General features: G+C 64.6%; 14 protein-coding genes. All 14 read right to left on the minus strand.

The genetic code is table 11. From position 1 onward, the window contains the following. Positions 1-101: 101 nt before the first annotated feature. Complete coding sequence (locus tag HY699_03105; protein MBI4514788.1) at positions 102-3,038, minus strand: DUF748 domain-containing protein; 2,937 nt, start codon at positions 3,036-3,038, stop codon at positions 102-104. A gap of 39 nt (positions 3,039-3,077) precedes the next feature. Then, on the minus strand, positions 3,078-3,227 hold the full coding sequence (locus HY699_03110) for a DUF481 domain-containing protein (protein ID MBI4514789.1): 150 nt from the start codon (positions 3,225-3,227) through the stop codon (positions 3,078-3,080). Between the two features lie 265 nt (positions 3,228-3,492). Further along, complete coding sequence (gene mscL / locus HY699_03115) at positions 3,493-3,927, minus strand: large-conductance mechanosensitive channel protein MscL (GenBank protein MBI4514790.1); 435 nt, start codon at positions 3,925-3,927, stop codon at positions 3,493-3,495. A gap of 97 nt (positions 3,928-4,024) precedes the next feature. After that, positions 4,025-4,273 (minus strand): hypothetical protein, encoded by a 249-nt coding sequence (locus HY699_03120; protein MBI4514791.1) that lies wholly within the window; start codon positions 4,271-4,273, stop codon positions 4,025-4,027. A gap of 473 nt (positions 4,274-4,746) precedes the next feature. Continuing rightward, positions 4,747-5,274 (minus strand): TlpA family protein disulfide reductase, encoded by a 528-nt coding sequence (locus HY699_03125; protein MBI4514792.1) that lies wholly within the window; start codon positions 5,272-5,274, stop codon positions 4,747-4,749. Beyond that, positions 5,274-6,287, minus strand: coding sequence for a transglutaminase domain-containing protein (locus HY699_03130; protein ID MBI4514793.1), 1,014 nt, complete (start codon positions 6,285-6,287; stop codon positions 5,274-5,276). Before HY699_03130 ends, HY699_03125 begins: the two co-directional genes overlap by 1 nt. A gap of 19 nt (positions 6,288-6,306) precedes the next feature. Next, entirely contained in the window at positions 6,307-6,906 is a 600-nt protein-coding gene (locus tag HY699_03135) for an SCO family protein (GenBank protein MBI4514794.1), read from the minus strand. 5 nt (positions 6,907-6,911) lie between these two features. Next, positions 6,912-7,565: a carboxypeptidase regulatory-like domain-containing protein gene (locus HY699_03140; GenBank protein ID MBI4514795.1), complete on the minus strand. Its 654-nt coding sequence runs from the start codon at positions 7,563-7,565 to the stop codon at positions 6,912-6,914. Between the two features lie 37 nt (positions 7,566-7,602). Further along, positions 7,603-8,439 (minus strand): ABC transporter permease subunit, encoded by an 837-nt coding sequence (locus HY699_03145; GenBank protein ID MBI4514796.1) that lies wholly within the window; start codon positions 8,437-8,439, stop codon positions 7,603-7,605. Then, positions 8,426-9,316, minus strand: a complete 891-nt coding sequence (locus HY699_03150; protein MBI4514797.1) for an ABC transporter ATP-binding protein — start codon at positions 9,314-9,316, stop codon at positions 8,426-8,428. Before HY699_03150 ends, HY699_03145 begins: the two co-directional genes overlap by 14 nt. Then, positions 9,316-12,642, minus strand: coding sequence for a nitrous oxide reductase family maturation protein NosD (gene nosD / locus HY699_03155; protein ID MBI4514798.1), 3,327 nt, complete (start codon positions 12,640-12,642; stop codon positions 9,316-9,318). The genes HY699_03150 and nosD overlap by 1 nt, the downstream gene beginning before the upstream one ends. 206 nt (positions 12,643-12,848) lie before the next feature. Continuing rightward, on the minus strand, positions 12,849-14,675 hold the full coding sequence (locus HY699_03160; GenBank protein MBI4514799.1) for a nitrous-oxide reductase: 1,827 nt from the start codon (positions 14,673-14,675) through the stop codon (positions 12,849-12,851). Between the two features lie 57 nt (positions 14,676-14,732). Beyond that, on the minus strand, positions 14,733-15,530 hold the full coding sequence (locus HY699_03165; GenBank protein ID MBI4514800.1) for a c-type cytochrome: 798 nt from the start codon (positions 15,528-15,530) through the stop codon (positions 14,733-14,735). Between the two features lie 190 nt (positions 15,531-15,720). Continuing rightward, complete coding sequence (locus HY699_03170) at positions 15,721-16,752, minus strand: FAD:protein FMN transferase (GenBank protein ID MBI4514801.1); 1,032 nt, start codon at positions 16,750-16,752, stop codon at positions 15,721-15,723. Positions 16,753-16,754: the final 2 nt, after the last annotated feature.

A 16,754-nucleotide genomic window follows, 5' to 3' on the forward strand; every position in this document is an offset into this window, starting at 1 on the left:
CAGCATGAAAAGGTCAGCGGCATTCTGGCGCCCGCCTGAGTCTCCCTGCCATCGCCAAACGCATGACAAATCTTGTCACACCGACCGATTGAGCAATCTCCTTAAACGAATGGCACAGTTTCCTTAAGCGAATGCCATTGGTCCTTGGCCCGCTCCGCCAAAGCGCGGCGAACTCTCTCGCGAGTATCTCGCTGAGGCAACCCCTGCAGCTTGCCGAGAACACCCTGCCCTTCCCACTCCTGAAGCAGCCGCTGCTCACTGAGCCCGCGCACGTCACCGGCGGTGACGGTCGCGGCGAGAGTGACGCCGATTCCCGGACGCGTGGCAAGCAGGCCGGCGAGTTGCCCGATCGTTTCGGCCCCCGCGGGCGTGAGATCGCTCCGCCCGACGCGACACGCGATCGGCGCCGGTCCGGCGGCGGCCTTATTCTTGTCGCCGCCGAACACGGCACCGACGAGCTTGAGTGGCGAGGCCAAGGCGTTCACGATGGCGCGCCGGAGTGCTCCGCCAACCACCGCGAGCACGTCAACCTTCGCCCCCTGCGCATCGGCCTCGATCGGGATGCCGAGCACAATGTCGCCGTGAACGTCGCGCATCAACGCCAGCGCCATCGAGAGCGGGATACCGAACTGCTGCTCGAACAACGACTCACCCGCTCCGCCCTCCAGGCCGAAATCGTGCAACGTCAGCCAGGTGTCGCTCCAGTAGCTCTCGCCGTTGAACGAAGCCTTCGTCGCGATCGACGCGTTGCCACTGGCGATGCGGTAGCTGGAGAAACTCGCCGCGTATGGGTTGAGCCGTGGCAGAGCGATTTGCTCACCGTTGAGTTCGATCCATCCTCGGCCAGATTTCTGCCCGCCGAAGATTTCGATCTTGCCGAGCACCGCGCTGGTCGCCTGAGCGCGGAGGTTGGCCACCGCGAGCGCCGGCCAGCGCAGTTCGCGCAGCTCAACCGCGAACGGAGCCAGATCGCCACCAAAGAAGGGAGTCACGGTCCGATCGACGACCGCGACACGGCCGCCCGCTAGACGGATCGAATCTACTTCCACCTCGATCGGTCGCGGCGGGGCCGCCGCCGAAGGCGCGGGCGCCTCGCTGGCAGGAGCCGAGGCCGGAGAGAATTTCGGGACTGCAATCCCCGTCGCCGTGCGGGCGAGCTGCACGGTCGGTCCGCCGAGCCGCAGATCGCCGATCACCGCACGCACTGGTCGCGGGGCCGCGGCCTGCGCCGCGGGCAGAAGTCTCGGGACGTACAAGTCCTTAATCGGCAGATCGAGCGATCGCACGCCCACACTGAAGGACTTGGAATCCGTTGCGGCAAGCTGGAAGTCGGCGACCGCGAGCCGACCGCGCAGATGCACGTCATCGGTGCGGCGCGCGGTGGCGGACGAGCCCGGCAGTACTCCCGGAATCTCCAGCTCGGTGATGGCCATGTCGAACGATCGCGCGCCCATCGTGAAACCCTGTGGCTCGGCATTGCCGAGCCGGAGTTCGGCGAGCGACAGGCGGCCGCGCAGGCGAAGATCACTCGACGTGAGCTGGCCCACATCCACCCCGGGCGCCGCTAGGCCGGCCTCGATCGTCAGCTCCGAGCCGAGTCGGCCGGCCTGCAGAAGATTGGATGGGAGCGCGCTCGTAACCGCCGCGAACTCCGCCAGCGGCAGGTTCGTGATTCGCACCGTGCCGGCGAAGGCAGGCGAAAAGAGGCGCAGTGCGCCCTCTGCGTTGACCGATCCCGCGCCCGCCGTCAGTGCCAACTGCATCCGCGCCCGCCGGTCGGTGTCACTGGCGAGGTCGCTCGTGGTGAGCCCGACGCCGACATCGAGTGACGCCGCCGCGTTAAGCAAGCGGATGCGCGATTCGGTAACGCGCAGCGACGAGACGGACCAGCGCCAGGGCGCGGCGGCCGGGCCGGCTGCCGGCGAAGCCGACGCGGAGGATGTCGGGTCCAGGGTCCGGCCGGCATTCGCCGGCGGACTGGACGCAGCGGCAAGCAACGGCAGAAGATCGCCGCCCAGTGGCCTCACGGGCAGTGAGGCCCCGACAATCTCGACCTCGCTGACGGCGACGCGGCGCCCGACCAGATCGAGTGTATCCAGCTTCACCGTAACGTTGCGCCAGGCCAACGCGGGTTCGTCGAGCTGCGGAACGCGCACGGCGACGTCACGCAGCGTCACCGTCCCGCGCAGCTCGTTTCGCGTTACCGTATCGAGCCGGTACGCAAGCGCCGCGTCGAGCGCGCCTTGCAAGGCGCTCCAGCCGACTGTGGGAATGTAAAGCCGGGTCTGGTGCAGTGGCAGATTCCGGGCCTCGAGGTCAGCTTCGAGGGCCGTCCCGCCTTCGCGCAACGTCAAGCGCGCGTCGAGCCGCAGTGCTCCCTGATCAAGCGCGAGGGCCAGGCGCATCCGCGACGGCTCGTCGTAGAGCCCGGGGCGCATTGCGATGTCGCTGACTTCGACGTGCTCGATGGTCACCTCGATCGGCTCACTCTCCTTGATCGTCAAGTCGTGGAAGCGCAGCCTGCCGTCGCGAAGCACGAGCCGATCGACGCCGAAACCCCAGCCCACGTTCGCTGGCGCCGGTGTTTCAGCGCCGAGCGTGCTCTGCGGCGCGGGCGTTGCCGCCGTAGCTGCGGGCGCGGCGCTCGCCGGCACTAGCGCCAGCAGGTTGAGCTGGCCATCTTCGAGCCGATCGAGCGCGACGCGCGGCGATTCCAGCACCACCTCACGCAGCCGCACGGTCTTACCCAGCAACTGCAGCCAGCGCAGCTCGACGGCAAGCCGCTTCCACGCCAACAGTGGCGGCGTGTCAGCCTCACCCGCGGCGGCGCGCACCGTCACATCACTCAGCCCTATCCCGCCCCACAGCAACGAGAGATCGACGTCGCCGATTTCCACCCGAGCATGCAGTGCTTGCGAGGCCTGTGAGACGAGAAGCCGACGCACGGCCTCGGGCAGTGCCGCCCGAATCACCAGCAGCACACCGAGCAACGCGATCCAGCGCCGCCAGCGGTTAAGCCAGGCGAAGCGAGCCGTCATGATACCTCGATGTGCACCGTCTCCCTGTGGCGTGGCCAATTACCAGATGAGCGAGAGCCTCAATGTGACCCACAAGCTGTTCCGCTTCGCCCCAGGCGACGGCCGGCTATCATACTCATCGCGGACCACGAACTTGGCGCTGATCGGGTCGATGAGTGGAGCCGTCAGCCCGGCTTCGGTGCGCAGCAAGTAGTCCGTGGTGAAATGCTGGTCCCCAGGGTGAACGTGGTGGGCTGCTTCGTCCGCACGGTGCCTAACTCAACCCGATCGAAAAACCGGTAGTGTCGGTCGTGCTCTGCTGCACGTTTAGGCCGAAATCGAGGCCGCCATCCCAGTAGCGCTCCGTGAGCCTATCGCGTCGCCATCGCACTCTGCCTCCTTTGCGCCTCCGTCTGGATGAGCTGAGTTCCCCCGCGAATGCCGGGCACAAGAGCACCCCAGGGGGGCGGGCCGGTCACGCTGCTTTCAGTTCGGACGTACAATGCGGGCAGCGCGTTGCCTTGATGGCGATCGCCGAGACACAGTACGGGCAGGCCTTGGTGATTGGTGCCGCTGCGGGCGGCTGCTGGAGCCGATTGACCTGCCGGATCAGAATGAAGATCGCGAAGGCGACGATCAGGAAGTCGAGCACGGTGTTGACGAACAGCCCGTAATTGATGGTGGGCGCCCCGGCCGCTTTCGCCGCCGCCAGGCTTGGGTAGGTCTCACCCGACAATGCGATAAACAGATTGGAGAAATCCATCCGGCCAAGCAGCAATCCCAGCGGGGGCATCAGAATGTCTCCCACGAACGAGGTGACGATCTTGCCAAACGCCGCGCCGATAATGATCCCCACGGCCATATCCACCACGTTGCCCCGCATCGCGAACTCTTTGAACTCTCTCAGCATGGCTCCACCCTCCCGAGTTCAGGTTCCTTTCCACCGCAGCACGGCACGGCCGCTGCCGCCACCGCGCCAGAGGTCTTGTGCGGGCGCGCGGCAGCAACTAGCCGCCGAGGCCTGCTTTGACTTTCTTCAGGACATCGATGTTCTTTTGCAGCCCGTCGACGTGCTGTTGCATGTCGACGATCGCCTCGCCGAGTTTCACGGCTGAGCCTAGCGCGCCACCCGATTCGCCGGCCCTTTCCAGCGCCTGTTTCCCGAGTTCTCCCAACTGCGCGTCGGCGCGACGCTGACTCACCGAGCCGCAAAGGAACCCGATGGCAAAGATGGTTCCGATCAGGCCGAGACGCACAATGCGACCGTTCCTCCCTGGCGACATAGCTTCCTCCTAAAGGCTACAACGGAGGTGCATCCTTGGCGACTTGCCACTCAGCTTCTCCGAGTTGCGCACTCCGAGCGGCGTCGCCGTGCGTACACCCCATTTCCCTACCGGCTAGTTTCTGTGTCATCTTGTGCCACAATGGTCCTTGTGGCTTCAAGGGGGCGGCTCGTCTGTGCTCCGGGCTTGTCGCCAGCGCTGGCCCCCGCAGATCGATTCCATCGTCGTCCTCCCCGATCACGCGCACACTGCCTGAACCTGCCCAGCTGGCACTGCGTCGTACTCGACGCGGTTGGGATACGTAAAGAAGGAATTCAGGATCGCGCAGGGCAGTGTCGAGAGGCCGCGCCACGGACCGGCCTCGCTCGGCTCGTGGCAACTGCCTCTGCCGCGCGGGCTTGCGGGGATGGAGATTGTGCCCTGGAAACGGGGTGTGTGCTGTGGCCCTATGAGCTGCCGCCCATGATCTCTTGGACCTCGCGATCGAAGTCCTCCGGCAGCACGTAATGGTGCTCGATGTGGCGGACCAGCCCGTCTTTACCGACAAACACCACGATCGGCACGTAGTTCACCTCGTAGTCGCGCAGTAGCTGCACGTTCTTGCCGGCCAGCATCGGGAACGGCAAACTGAACTGATCCTTGTAGCGGCGGATGAGCTTGTCGCTATCAGCCAGGACGTTGATCGTGATGATGGTGAGGCCATCGCCGGCGTGGGCCTCGTGGGCGCGCTTGAGAAAGCCGATTATCTGCGTGCAGTAGTGGCACATGTTGTGAGTAAAATACAGGATCAGCGGTTTGCCCAGCAGCTCGGGTAGGCGATAGACCTCGCCGGTCTCGTCCGGCAGCGCAAACGCCGGCGGGGGTTTGCCGACCGCGGCGATTTCGGCTGCCGCCGGGCCGGGCCGCGCCACGCTGGCCAGCATGGCCAAGGCGACAGCAGCGGCTCGCCATGCATAATTCGTTTGCCCGCTCACTACGCCACCTCGACGCGCGTGATGGTGAACTGCACTTGGTTTTCGTAGTTGGCCGGGTAGATCAGCGGAATGCCGTCGGCTTCGGCGTAGGCGTAAGCAAAGGTCTCGAGCAGATCGCCGCCCTGCTTCGGAGCCAAGGCGATGGCGCGTCCTTCGGAGACCTTGAAGCGGTTGGGTGAGAGCTTGCCGAAGAAGAAATTGCGGGCCGCGGGGTTCTTGTCTGCCTCTGACACATCCACCGGTACCCAGCCTGCGTCACGGTCATGGAAGCTGACCCAGCAGTGAGCGCCGGAGCAGTCACCGCTAAGCTGTCCGCTGGCGCCACCGGCGGCGGGCAGCGGGAAGCCTTGCTCCCAGCGCACGGGGATGCCGCGTGAGATCAGGATCGCCATGAACAAAGAATGGTAGTCGTCACACTTGCCGCGCTTGTGGCGCATAATCCATTGGGTATCGCCGGTGCCGCAGCCGGGGATCTGCTTGTCGTAAGAGAGCTCTTCGATGATGCCCTCGAACACCCGGCGCGCCACCTCCAGCGGTTGCTTGGCATCGCCGATGGCGTTGCGGGCGAATGCCTCCACTTCGTCCGTCATGCGCGTACGGGAGGTGTAACGCAGATATTTTGCCGCGCCGGCAGCGTCGAGCGCCTGCGCCGTGCTGCCGGCCTGCTTGCGGGCGACGTGATAGCGGGCGGTCAGCGACCAGTCGGCGGAGATGTGCTTGCTGGCGGCGCGCACGTGCACGATCTGGTTGCCGTAAGTCTCACTGGTGGTGGTCTCGTGGGGCAGCGTGCAGCTGACCGACAGTTTGCTGATCGCCTGCGCCGCGTCGGCCGGCGGCAGCGGCATCCAGAGATGAAAATCCTCGGCGTCAGCCGGCAGGTTGTGCACCACCGTGCGGTAGGTGACATCGAACTCCATCTGGCGCAGGCGGGTGATATCGACGCCGTCCGCGGTTGCGGCGCTTGCCAAACCGGCCCGCAGCGCCAGGCACGCCGCGCCGCTGTAGCCGGCCAAACGAAGGAAATCGCGACGGTCAATCCCGCGGCTGTGCAAAGGCGGAGGCTGAGCGGAGCGCACGGAGCATATCCTCCTTGTCCCAAAAGTAGGTATCGAATGCGGCGGTCGGTTTGCCGGTGGGGTCGATGACCAGCACCTTGATGGTGTGCCGGAGCGCCTCGCCGCCCGCGGCGGCCGCGCCCTCGACCGTGATGCCGAAGTCCTTGAGCACCCCCGCCACCCGCGGCTGCTCGCCGGTAAGAAAGAGCCAGCGCCGGTCTTGCTTCGGGTCGATGCCGTGCTTGGCGAAGTGCTTGAGGATCTCTTCCGGCGTGTCCGCCGCCGGATTCACGCTCACGTGGAGGTACTGCACGTTCGCCGGGCTAGTCAGCTCTTCGTCGAGGGCTTTGAGCATGTGGGTCAACATCGAGCAGCTGGCGGTGCACTTGGCGAAGGTAAATCCCAAGAGCGTGGTCTTGCCCGCCAGTGACTGGTTGGAGATCGTTTGCCCGTCCCAATTGGGTAAGGCGAAGCTTGGCAAGTCGGGCTGACGTTCGCTTGGAATCAACGCCCAGGCCAGTACCCCAACGCCGAGCAACAGGCCGGCACCGATCGCCGTGATGGCAGCCTTGCTCACGGTGGTCACCCCTGCTCGATCACCACTTCGGTGGGCTTGCTGTCTTTGACGTTTACGACCTTACCCTTAGTGACGCTGCCGGCGCGCCACACGCGCACCTGATGTTCTCCGGGCGGAACCTCGGGGATGGTAAAGCTGCCATCTTCCTTGGTGATGGCCGCGTAGGGATGATCGAAGACCAACACGAAAGCGTGCTCGTCGGGGTGGCGGTTACACACCACCTCGATGAAACCGGTCTCCTCACGGTAGCGGTGGAACGGTACGATCGGCTTGCGCACCTCGACCCCCGAATGCGGCAGGGCCACGTTGTAGACCGTGGCGCCGTAATGCAGCGGGCGCTGCGAGACTTCTTTCTGGTAGGCCAGCCGCATGTACAGGTGAGTGTTGTGCATCGTGCCGTCGTCGTTGCGCAGCACAAACGAGTTGCCAACGAAGCCGACGCTGAGAAACGGCTCGAACTTTCCGCCGGCCGTGTGCGTGATGACCGTATCCTGCTTGGGCACCGCGCTGCTGCTCACGCCCTCGATCCAAACCACCGCCGGTCCGTCTTCTATCGTGCCGGTGACCTTTCCCCGTACCTCCCCTGCTTCGGCTGACGCCGCCACTGCAAGCACGACCGCCAACTGCAAACAGGCTCTGCGTATCCCTTTCGTTCCCATGAGTGCGATTCCTATCCTTTCCTTCGAGGTTATTGCTTCACACCAAAGTGTCGGCCGCCACACGGCGCCGGAAAATAAGGTAGCTGAGCGCGAGCGGTACCGCCAGCCACAGCAGCAAGGCGGCCGCAACCAGCGCGCTCGGAGGAGCCGAGGGAATGGCGGTAGCCACCCCTAAGGGCGAGGTCGCCCCTGGCAGCCATTGGAAGCACAAGATACGAAATGCATCTGCCGGGTTGAGCAGTACCAGAATACCGAACAGGACGGTTGGCACCTTGCCTCCGGCCAGGATGAGCAGGCCGACGACCAGCAGATCGAACACCAGCACAAACCACATCCAGACGAAGACCGAGGCCACCACCGCGCGGTCACGCCCGCGCGCCAGAAGCGAGACCAGAAACGACAGCCCCAGGAACACCAGGCCGATCAACACCGCCAGGCCGATCAGCACCGCATAGGTACTCAGCTCCAAACCCGACCACAGGCGCAAGGCGATGCCCGCCGTTCCCAGGCCGGCAACACAGGCCACCGTCAGGGCGAGCGCGAAGCCGACGAAAGTGCCAGCGAAATACTGCCCGGCAGAAAGCGGATACACCAGGATCAAGTCCAGCGTCCCGCGAGCCTTCTCGTCGATGATCGCCCCGCAGCCCAACACCAATGCCAGCAACGGGACCAGGTACGTGGTCAGGTTCATCAGGCTGGCGATCAGCGCCTCTTGCCCGTGCGTGCCGGCCACGCCGATCGGTGCCGCGCCGAAGAAGGCGATGGCCAGAACCGACACCGCCAGCAGGGCACAGACGATCCAGATCCAGCGATTGCGCAAGCCATCGCGCAACTCCTTTTGCGCGATCACCAGCCAGGCCTCAGTTGAGTTCAAAGTAGACTCCCTCCAGGCTCGGCTCCTCTACGTGCAAGTGGCTGAGCATCTGCGCGTGGGCGTTGAGGCCGAGCAGAAACGCGGTCTTCGCGGCCTGCGGCACCTCGGCGACTTGTACGTGGTCTTTGCGCGCCACCGCCGCCGCGCCTAGCTGCATCAGCACGCTTTCGGCCAGCGGCCGCTCGGCATCGCGCAGGTAGATGTGCACGCGCACCGGCATGCGCAGGTCGCGCCGCAGTTCTTCGACCGTACCCAGCGCCTTCACCTCGCCGTTGGCCAACACGCACATCCGGTTGACGTGCGGGCCGACCTCGGACAAGCGATGCGACGACAGCACCACCGTGCGCGGGCCGCCCGACTGCAGCAAGCGAAAGAAATCGCGCACGCCTTGCGGGTCGAGGCCTTCGAGCGGTTCGTCGAGAATCAGCACCGTGGGTCGGCCCAACAGCGCTTGCGCCAGGTTGAGGCGCTGCTGCATACCCTTCGAGTACTCGCCCACGGGGCGCTCAGCGGCGGCGGTCAGCCCGACGCTCTCCAGCATCGGCGCCACTACTTCGGCCCCGAGGCCGCGCAGTTCGGCGAAGTAGCGCAGCGTCTCTGCGCCCGTCAGGTGCTCATAGAAGCGAATCCGTTCCGGCATGAAGCCCAGCGTGCGCCGAAAATCACACCAGGTTTCGTCGTTGGGCTCGCGCCCTTCGAGCAGGAGCTGGCCGCTCGTCGGCCGGCACAAGCCGAGCAGGATGCGCAACAGCGTGGTCTTGCCCGAGCCGTTGTGGCCGAACAAGCCGATCCATTCGTGCCGCGCGATTTCGAGGTCGAGCGGGCGCAGCGCCTCGACAGCGCCGAACCGCTTCGACACGCCTGCAAGCTTGAGCATCAATTCTCCCCGGGCAGATGCTCCAGCTTGGTGAGGGTGCCGTAGTAGTTCTTGGGGGCAGCCGGATAGCGGTCGAGCAGCGCCGTCCAGTTGGGCGTGACCGGCGTCATGTGCGGCGCGTTGTCGACCGCCTTGGGCGCGGCGATCACCGGGAACTCGCGCTCGGCGAAGGCGAGCACCTGGAAGGCCGGGCTGGAGAGCAGCAGCTTGGCGCTGGGGTACTTCCAGAGCAAAGCATCGACGAGGGTGTTGGAACGGTAGGGAACATCACCCCGGCCGTCGTTGTTGAGGTCCCAGCCGACGTAGTCGCCCCAGAAGTTGCCGTTCCAGGTTTGGTCGCGCGCCGAGACGTACTTCACTTGGATCTCGTTGGCCATGAAGCTGTTCTCGGAGATGTCGTTGTCCTCGGAGCCGCCCCAGTAATGCACGCCCAGATTGTTGCGGGCAATGAAATTACCGCGCACGGTGTTGAAGAGCGAATTGTACAGGAACAGGCCCTTAGTGTTGCCGACGATGACGTTGTCGTTGGCGCGGCTGCGCGTCACCTGCATCAGCAGCAGGCCGTGGGTGGAGTTGTTGTGCAGGGTGTTGCGGCTGGTGTCGAGGTTCTTGGAGAACATCAGCGCCAGCCCGACGTAATTGTCGGCGACGACGTTGTCGCTGAAGTTGCCGCGGTCGCACCACATCGTGTGAATGGCGTAACGCGAGTTGCGCACGGTGTTGCCGGTGACCGTGGCATCCATGCTCAGGTCCATGTAAATGCCGTCGCGGCAGTGATCGAGGTCGTTGTCCGCGATCACCGCTCCGCGTGCGCTCCACAGATGCACGCAGTTGCCGCGGGCGTTTTGCTGCAACTCGGCCAGGCCGGCGACATGGTTGCCGCGGATGAGCGCGCGTTCGGCCCCGTGAATCCAAATGCCGAAGTGGCTCTGCTCGATGCGGTTGTTGATGATCTGCGCGTCGGTGGCTGACTGCTCCACCCGCACGCCCGCGTGCGACACCTCGGCGTCGCCCCGCCCGCTCGAGCGCAGCGTGACTCCTTCGAGGCGTACATTGGGCGACGCGATCGCGACCACGTGGCTACGGCCGCCGGCGTCGATAATTGCCCCGTCCTCGCCCACCAGCGCCAGCGCTTTGTCGATCACCACACTCTCGGAGTACACGCCCGGCTTGAGCCGAATGGTGTCGCCGTCGTTGCCGGCCGCAATGGCGGCCGTGATCGCCCCGGTGCCGGGAAGCACGACCCGCTCCGCGGCCTGGGCCACGCCCACAGCCAGTGTCGCTGCCGACAGCAGCGCCAGCACCACCAGCGGGCGCGGCGTCCGCTGTTCGCGCTTGGCCACGATCAACTCAGGGCACACGCCTTGGTCCATTCCCGTGCTCTGGCAGTCCCAGCATTGCAGGCACTCGCCGTAGTTGATGCGACCGGTTTCGTACGCAATCGCCTTCGGTTCACAGCCCTTGTAGCAGATCTTACACGTCTTGCACTGCTCCCAGCGAAACAGCGGCAGCAAGGGCTTGCGGCTGGGGATGGCCAGAGCGCCGCCGAGGGGACAGACGAAGCGGCAGAAGAAACGATACACCACCGCGGAAACCAGGGTGATGACGGCGAAATAGGCGACGAAGTGAAACGGCCGAGCCAAGCGCAGGATGAAGGTCTTGAACGGCTCGACCTCGTCGAGCATTTCCGCCAACGGCAGGCTCACCAAGGCCACGGCCAGGATGACCAGGAAGGTGACGTACTTACCGGCGCGCCCGAGCCGGCCTGGATCCCAAGCGTCGATGCGGCGGTGAAGCTGCTTGGGGGCGATGCGCTTCCATCCCGCCGCCAGTAGTTCCAAGAGCGCTCCGTAAGGGCAAAGCCAGCCGCAGAAGAAGCCGCGACCCCAGACCACCAGCGAGACGGCAATGGCGATCCAGAACAGAAAGATCATCGGCTCGGAGAGGAACACCTCGAACGGAAAGACGCGGCGCACCGCCGCGTTGGCCGGCGTCAGGATTTGCGTCGCACTCGGCTGCGCCTTGAGCACCAGCCCTACCCATACGGCCGCCACCACCGCAATCGAGCGGTGCAGTAGTTTGCGGTAGGCCAGCAGCTGTTGTCGCGCGGCGAAGATGGCGGCGGTCACCAGCAAGAACAGCGCGAAGGCGACGGTGTTGAGTGCGCTCGCTTGCCAGCGCGTGCGCCAGAATGGCAGGTCCTCTTCGATGAACGCCGCGGGCAACTCGAAGGGCGCCAGGAAGGTGCCGTAAGCGCGGCGGTCTTGCACGCGATAGGGAATGGTCAGGTGAAAGACGAACGGCTGCGTCGGATCGAAGTTGCGGTTCTTGAGGAAGAAGATCCCGCCCTCGCGTAGCGCCGGTGCGCCCTCGATCGGCGGCTCCGGCAGATTCAGGTAATCGGTGTCCCGAAAAACAAACTGGTCCTTGCCCTGCTCGATGGAGAAGCGATCGAAGATGCCGCCGCGTGCGAAGCCGGCACCTTTGAACGACAGCTCGCCTTCGGAGCAGATGTAGAGCGCGCTGCCGCCTTCCTTCTCTACGCGCTCTTGCACCATTTGGTAGTAGCGCTCGCCGACGAGATTCTTGCCGATGACGGGCGGATCGAGGACGGTGAACCTCACGTTCAGCACCGGCTCTGAGCCGCTGCCGCCAACCTCGTCGGCCTTGAGCACCAGTTGGCCCAAGGCGCCGACGGCCACCAAGTCCCGCCAGGTGTGGGGGGCAAACTGCTTTAGCGGTCGCCGCTTGCGCACTTCGTACGCTTTGACAATGCCGACAGCGCGCCCGACCGTACGGCCGGCCTCTAAGATGGTGGCGTTCTCGGCCACCGCCGTCACCGTCGCCCCGCTGATGCCGTCGACGCGGGTGTAGCCCTCGTGCGGCTGGTCGCTGATCAGAATGCGGTCACGGATGTCCTTGCCCACGTATTGGGCCACGAAGTCGTGGATCACCTGTTCGGAGAGCCCGATCAGCACGATCGGCTCGGCGTGCTGAACGATCTTGACGCCCACGATCTTGCCCGCCGGATTGATGCCGACCAGGGTATTGATCGAGTGGCCGGAGTAGCCCGGGATCTGGACCAGATCGTCGGTGACAAAAACGTATCCGAGTAGGCTGCGTCGCTCCTCGGCACCGGGGCCGTAGCCCTCCCAGTAGCTGTCTTTGCGCTCGAACTCGGTCGCCTCAGGCAGCACGTCAGCTGGCTGGTAGTCGTACTTCTTGGTACCGAAGGCGACTTGTGCGTGCGCCTTGGCCAGCCCCCAGGGGCTGGCGGCTAGGAGCGCCAACAGCAGGCGTGCCGCCAAGACGGTCGTAGTCCTCATTACTGTCACTGCTCTCTTGACTGGGAATTACTGCGCGGCGAGTGCGCCGAGCTTAGGCTGCGAGCACAACCAACACAAGGGGTGGCACTGCAAGCAAGGTAAGGCCGGTCCTTCGTCGCGGCCAAAGACTGTTGGTGAAAAGAAGAGGCGGGAGCCCGTCGGCCGCTGGCCGACCGGGTCCCGCCTCATTCAACGGGCGACCGCGGCTAGACCTTGGCTTTCACCATCAGTCGCATGCGCATTTCCAGATGCAACGCATGGCAGAAGTTGGTGCAGTAGATCCAGTGGACGCCGGGCTTGTCGGCCACGAACGTCACTGAGCGGGTCTGATACGGTCCGACGATGAAATTGATGCCGTAGTTGGAGACCGCGAACCCGTGCGTCAGGTCGGGGATCTCGTCGTTGTTGGTGACAATGAACGTCACCTCGTCGCCCTCGTTCACCTCCACCGTCTGGAGGCCATAGACGGGCGCGTTGGCGGTCATTTTCACAGTCACCTTCTTGCCGTCGCGCTCGATCGAGCTCTTCGTCGTTGCCTGCGGGTGCTCGTCCATGCGCACGCGGTGCACGACTTTGGGCTCGATGATGTCGCGGCGCACGATGATGCAGTCGTGGGGCTCGACGTAAGCGGAGTGGTCATGCAGCAGCTTCATCTTGTCGCCGGTGATGTCGATAAGCTGATCGTTCTCCGGCTTGATCGGTCCGACGTTGATGAAGCGGTCCTTCGAGATCTTGTTGAGAGCCACCAAGTACTTGCCGTCGGCTTCCTTGGTTTCGGCCATCGAAGCCATGATGTGGCCGATCTGGTAATGGATGTCCAAGCGGTCCACCACCGCCGTCGCGCCCGGGGAGGGGTTCTTGTAGATGTCGATGGCCTTCTGGATGTTCCACTTCACCACCTGGCTGTCGATGAACAGCGAAGTGTAAGCATTGCCGCGGCCATCGAAGGTCGTGTGCAACGGGCCCAGACCGATCTCCGGCTCGCCGATGACGCAGTCGCGCGGTTGGATCTTCCCGTTGAAGGCGTCCTCGATCTTGCTGATGTCGATGACACTCGCGGTTGGGGAAACCTTGCCGGAGGCGATGGCGTATTTGCCGTCCGGGCTGACGTTGACGCCGTGCGGGTTCTTGGGGATGGGGATGGCCAGAGTGAAGCCGGAATCGGGGCCGCCCTGCAACATCTTCACGCCATCGACCACCTTGTACTTGTTGTTGGCCAGGGCCTCCTTGATGCGGCCCCAGTGGAAGACGACCAGGTAATCGCGGTCGTTGGCGAGCATTTCCGAGACGGTGGCGCCGTTCTCGGTATTGTAAGAGGTCGCGAAGGAGTACCGGCCTTGGTAATCGACGTTGGCGAGGTCGAGGTTGTGGGGCACCAGGATCTGCGCCACCACCTCCATCTTGTTGATGTCGATGATGGTGTGCATGCCGGGGTACTTCTTGGAGTCAAAGTAATCGCCCTTGCCGTCGTTGGGCAGCGGCACCTGAAACTCGCTATTGAGGATCAGCCACTCGGTGACCGGGGCGCGCTGGGTGAAGAGGCCGTGGGCGCCCTGGATGTGCGGCACCTGCATGATGGCGTCGGTTTCGAGGGTGTCGATGCGCACGCGGGCGACGCGGTTGTTGATCTTGTCGTTCACGAACAGGTAGCGGCCGTCGTAAGTGCCGTCCTTGTACGAGCCGTGCACGTGGTGGGTGTCGCCCTGGATGACGCCCTTCAGCAGTACCTTGCTCTCGTTGGTAGTGCCGTAGCCGGTACCGCTGTCGGCGTTGAACACCGGGATGCGTTTGATCTCATTGCCGGATGGAACGCCGATGACGCGGATTTCGCCCGACTGCCCGCCGCTCCAGAACCCGTAGTAGTCGTCCAACTCACCCGGGTGCACCTCGGTGCGCAGCTGCGTCTTGGCAGCTTCGACCGAGGGGGCGAGCGAGCCGCCGGTCACAATGAGGGCGAACACGAACCCGCCGATGCCACCGATGAGGAGAGCGGGGTTTACACGCCTGAGGGCCTTCCAGCCTTTGGTTAACATTGCGGCCTCCTTACGCTGTCCGTCGTGAACCGATTCCGCCGAGGGGTTTTCGCCGGCTTACTTGGCGGCCACCCGCGGCCCCGGCCCCTGCTTCATCAGCTCCAAGCAGTATGAAACCACATCCCACTTTTGCTTTTCTTCCAACACGTCCGCAAACGAGGGCATCGGGGTGCCATCCATGCCGGTGACGAAAGTCCGATAGATCTCCTTGGCTCCGGTGCCGCCCTTGAGCGGCCCCGAAGTGAAATCAAAGGGTACGATCTTGTCGCCCCAGTTGTCCTTCAATCCATCAGCCGACTCGCCGTCGCCACGGCCTTCGGCGCCGTGACACTTCACGCACCCGGCATCCGTGAACAGCTCCTTGCCGGCCTTGACCGACTCGGGTGTGCCGACGTAGTCGGGCACGTTGTCGATCTTGATCGGCTCGGCGGGCTTGTACTCCGCCCACTTCGGCGAGAACGTCTTGACGTACGCGATCACGGCCTTGCGGCTCTCGAGCGGGACATCGGCGTGCGAGGGCATGCCCGAGCGCGCAACACCGCCGGTCACCGTGCGCAACAGATCCTCATCGGTCGGCAGCGAGCCCGTCGGTGTGCTGCGGAACTTGAACATCCCGGCGGTGAAGTCACGCGGGTAGATGGTGACCACCACCCCGTTCTTCTGCGCCCGGTGCACCACCCCGATCAACCCTTTGCCGTCGCCCTTGGCGCCGTGGCAGATGACGCAATAGCGGTCGTAAACCTTCTTGCCTTCTTCCACCAGCTGCTCGTCGCCGGCGCGCGCCAGGCTCGGGAGCGCCGCCACCAACAGTCCGGCGGCGATAACAATCCCCTGCCGCCTTTCGATGCGCCTCACGGTATGTCGATTTCTTGACCACATCATGTGTGTAGCCCTCCTCTCTCACTGGTGGACACCTACCGCACCTGCTGGTCACACCGCAGAGCGGTGCCCACTATACCTGCTCGGTCTCATGCCCGCCATGCTCCGCCCTTGCCTGCCGGCAGCTCTAAACCGGGCGCACCGTAGTCTTCCTCGCTGATGATTGTCAATAAGCGTTTTCTCCGTCGCGCAGGTCAAACTTGGCGTCGCTCTCGACGCCGGCCGGCCACCGGCTCGATGCCAGGCGGCGGCGGTCCTGATCCAGGATTAGGGCGGCTGAGTGTGCGCTGCGCTCAACTAATGCCACGCCCTCGGCTGGCGACATCACCAGCACGGCCGTCGCCAGACCGTCGGCTTCCGTGGCAGTGGGGGCTAGGACTGTAACGCTCGCCGCGCCCTGCGCCGGCATCAGGCTGCGCGGGTCGATGATGTGGTGGTAGCGCACGCCATCCACTTCAAAATACCGCTCGTAGTCGCCTGAGGTCGAGACTGCACCACGTGACAGCTCGACGACGGCCAGCGGCGGGGTGTCTGCCTGCGGGGGGCGCACCGCGATCCGCCAGGGACGATCGTCGGGGTGTTTTCCGAACACACGGATGTCGCCGCCGATGGCGGCCACGCCGCCTCGCGCGCCGCTTTGCTCCAGTACTTCGGCCACGCGATCCGCCGTGTATCCCTTGCCGACGCCACCGAGTCCGAGCGCCATACCCGGCTGCGCTAGAGCGATGGTCCGCTGATCCTCACTCAGCACGAGACCGCGGAGGTCGGTGAGTGGGCGGAGCGCCTCGAGCTCTGCGGCTGACGGCACGCGCGGGTGCTCAGGTATGCCCCAGAGTTTGATGACCGGCTGCAACAAAGGATTGAAAGCCCCGCCCGAGCGCGTGGCGATTTGTACCGCCGCCCGGGTGACCTCGAAGAGCTCGGGTGCGACACTCACCGGACCGGTGCCCGCCTGGGCGTTGAGCCGGCTGAGGTCGCTGGTGCTCTTGTAGTTGCTGAGCAGCTGATCGAGCCGGCTGACTTCGGCGAAACCGCTGGCGATGGCCCGCTCGGCCACGGCTTCATCGTCGATCGCCACCGTCAGCGTTACCACCGTGCCCATGTGCGGCTGGGAGCGCCGTACCACGACCTCGCCCGGGTTACGGGCGCACGCAGCCATCAGCGAGAGCAGCAGCACCAGCGAGCGCGGAGTGATCATCG

The organism is Deltaproteobacteria bacterium (assembly GCA_016210005.1).
GTDB lineage: Bacteria > Desulfobacterota > Binatia > HRBIN30 > JACQVA1 > JACQVA1.

Coding starts and splice junctions, on each gene's coding strand:
- HY699_03160 (MBI4514799.1), bottom strand. CDS start 14,675: ATGTTAACCAAAGGCTGGAAGGCCCTCAGGCGTGTAAACCCCGCTCTC.
- nosD (MBI4514798.1), bottom strand. CDS start 12,642: ATGAGGACTACGACCGTCTTGGCGGCACGCCTGCTGTTGGCGCTCCTA.
- HY699_03170 (MBI4514801.1), bottom strand. CDS start 16,752: ATGATCACTCCGCGCTCGCTGGTGCTGCTGCTCTCGCTGATGGCTGCG.
- HY699_03140 (MBI4514795.1), bottom strand. CDS start 7,565: ATGGGAACGAAAGGGATACGCAGAGCCTGTTTGCAGTTGGCGGTCGTG.
- HY699_03105 (MBI4514788.1), bottom strand. CDS start 3,038: ATGACGGCTCGCTTCGCCTGGCTTAACCGCTGGCGGCGCTGGATCGCG.
- HY699_03150 (MBI4514797.1), bottom strand. CDS start 9,316: ATGCTCAAGCTTGCAGGCGTGTCGAAGCGGTTCGGCGCTGTCGAGGCG.
- mscL (MBI4514790.1), bottom strand. CDS start 3,927: ATGCTGAGAGAGTTCAAAGAGTTCGCGATGCGGGGCAACGTGGTGGAT.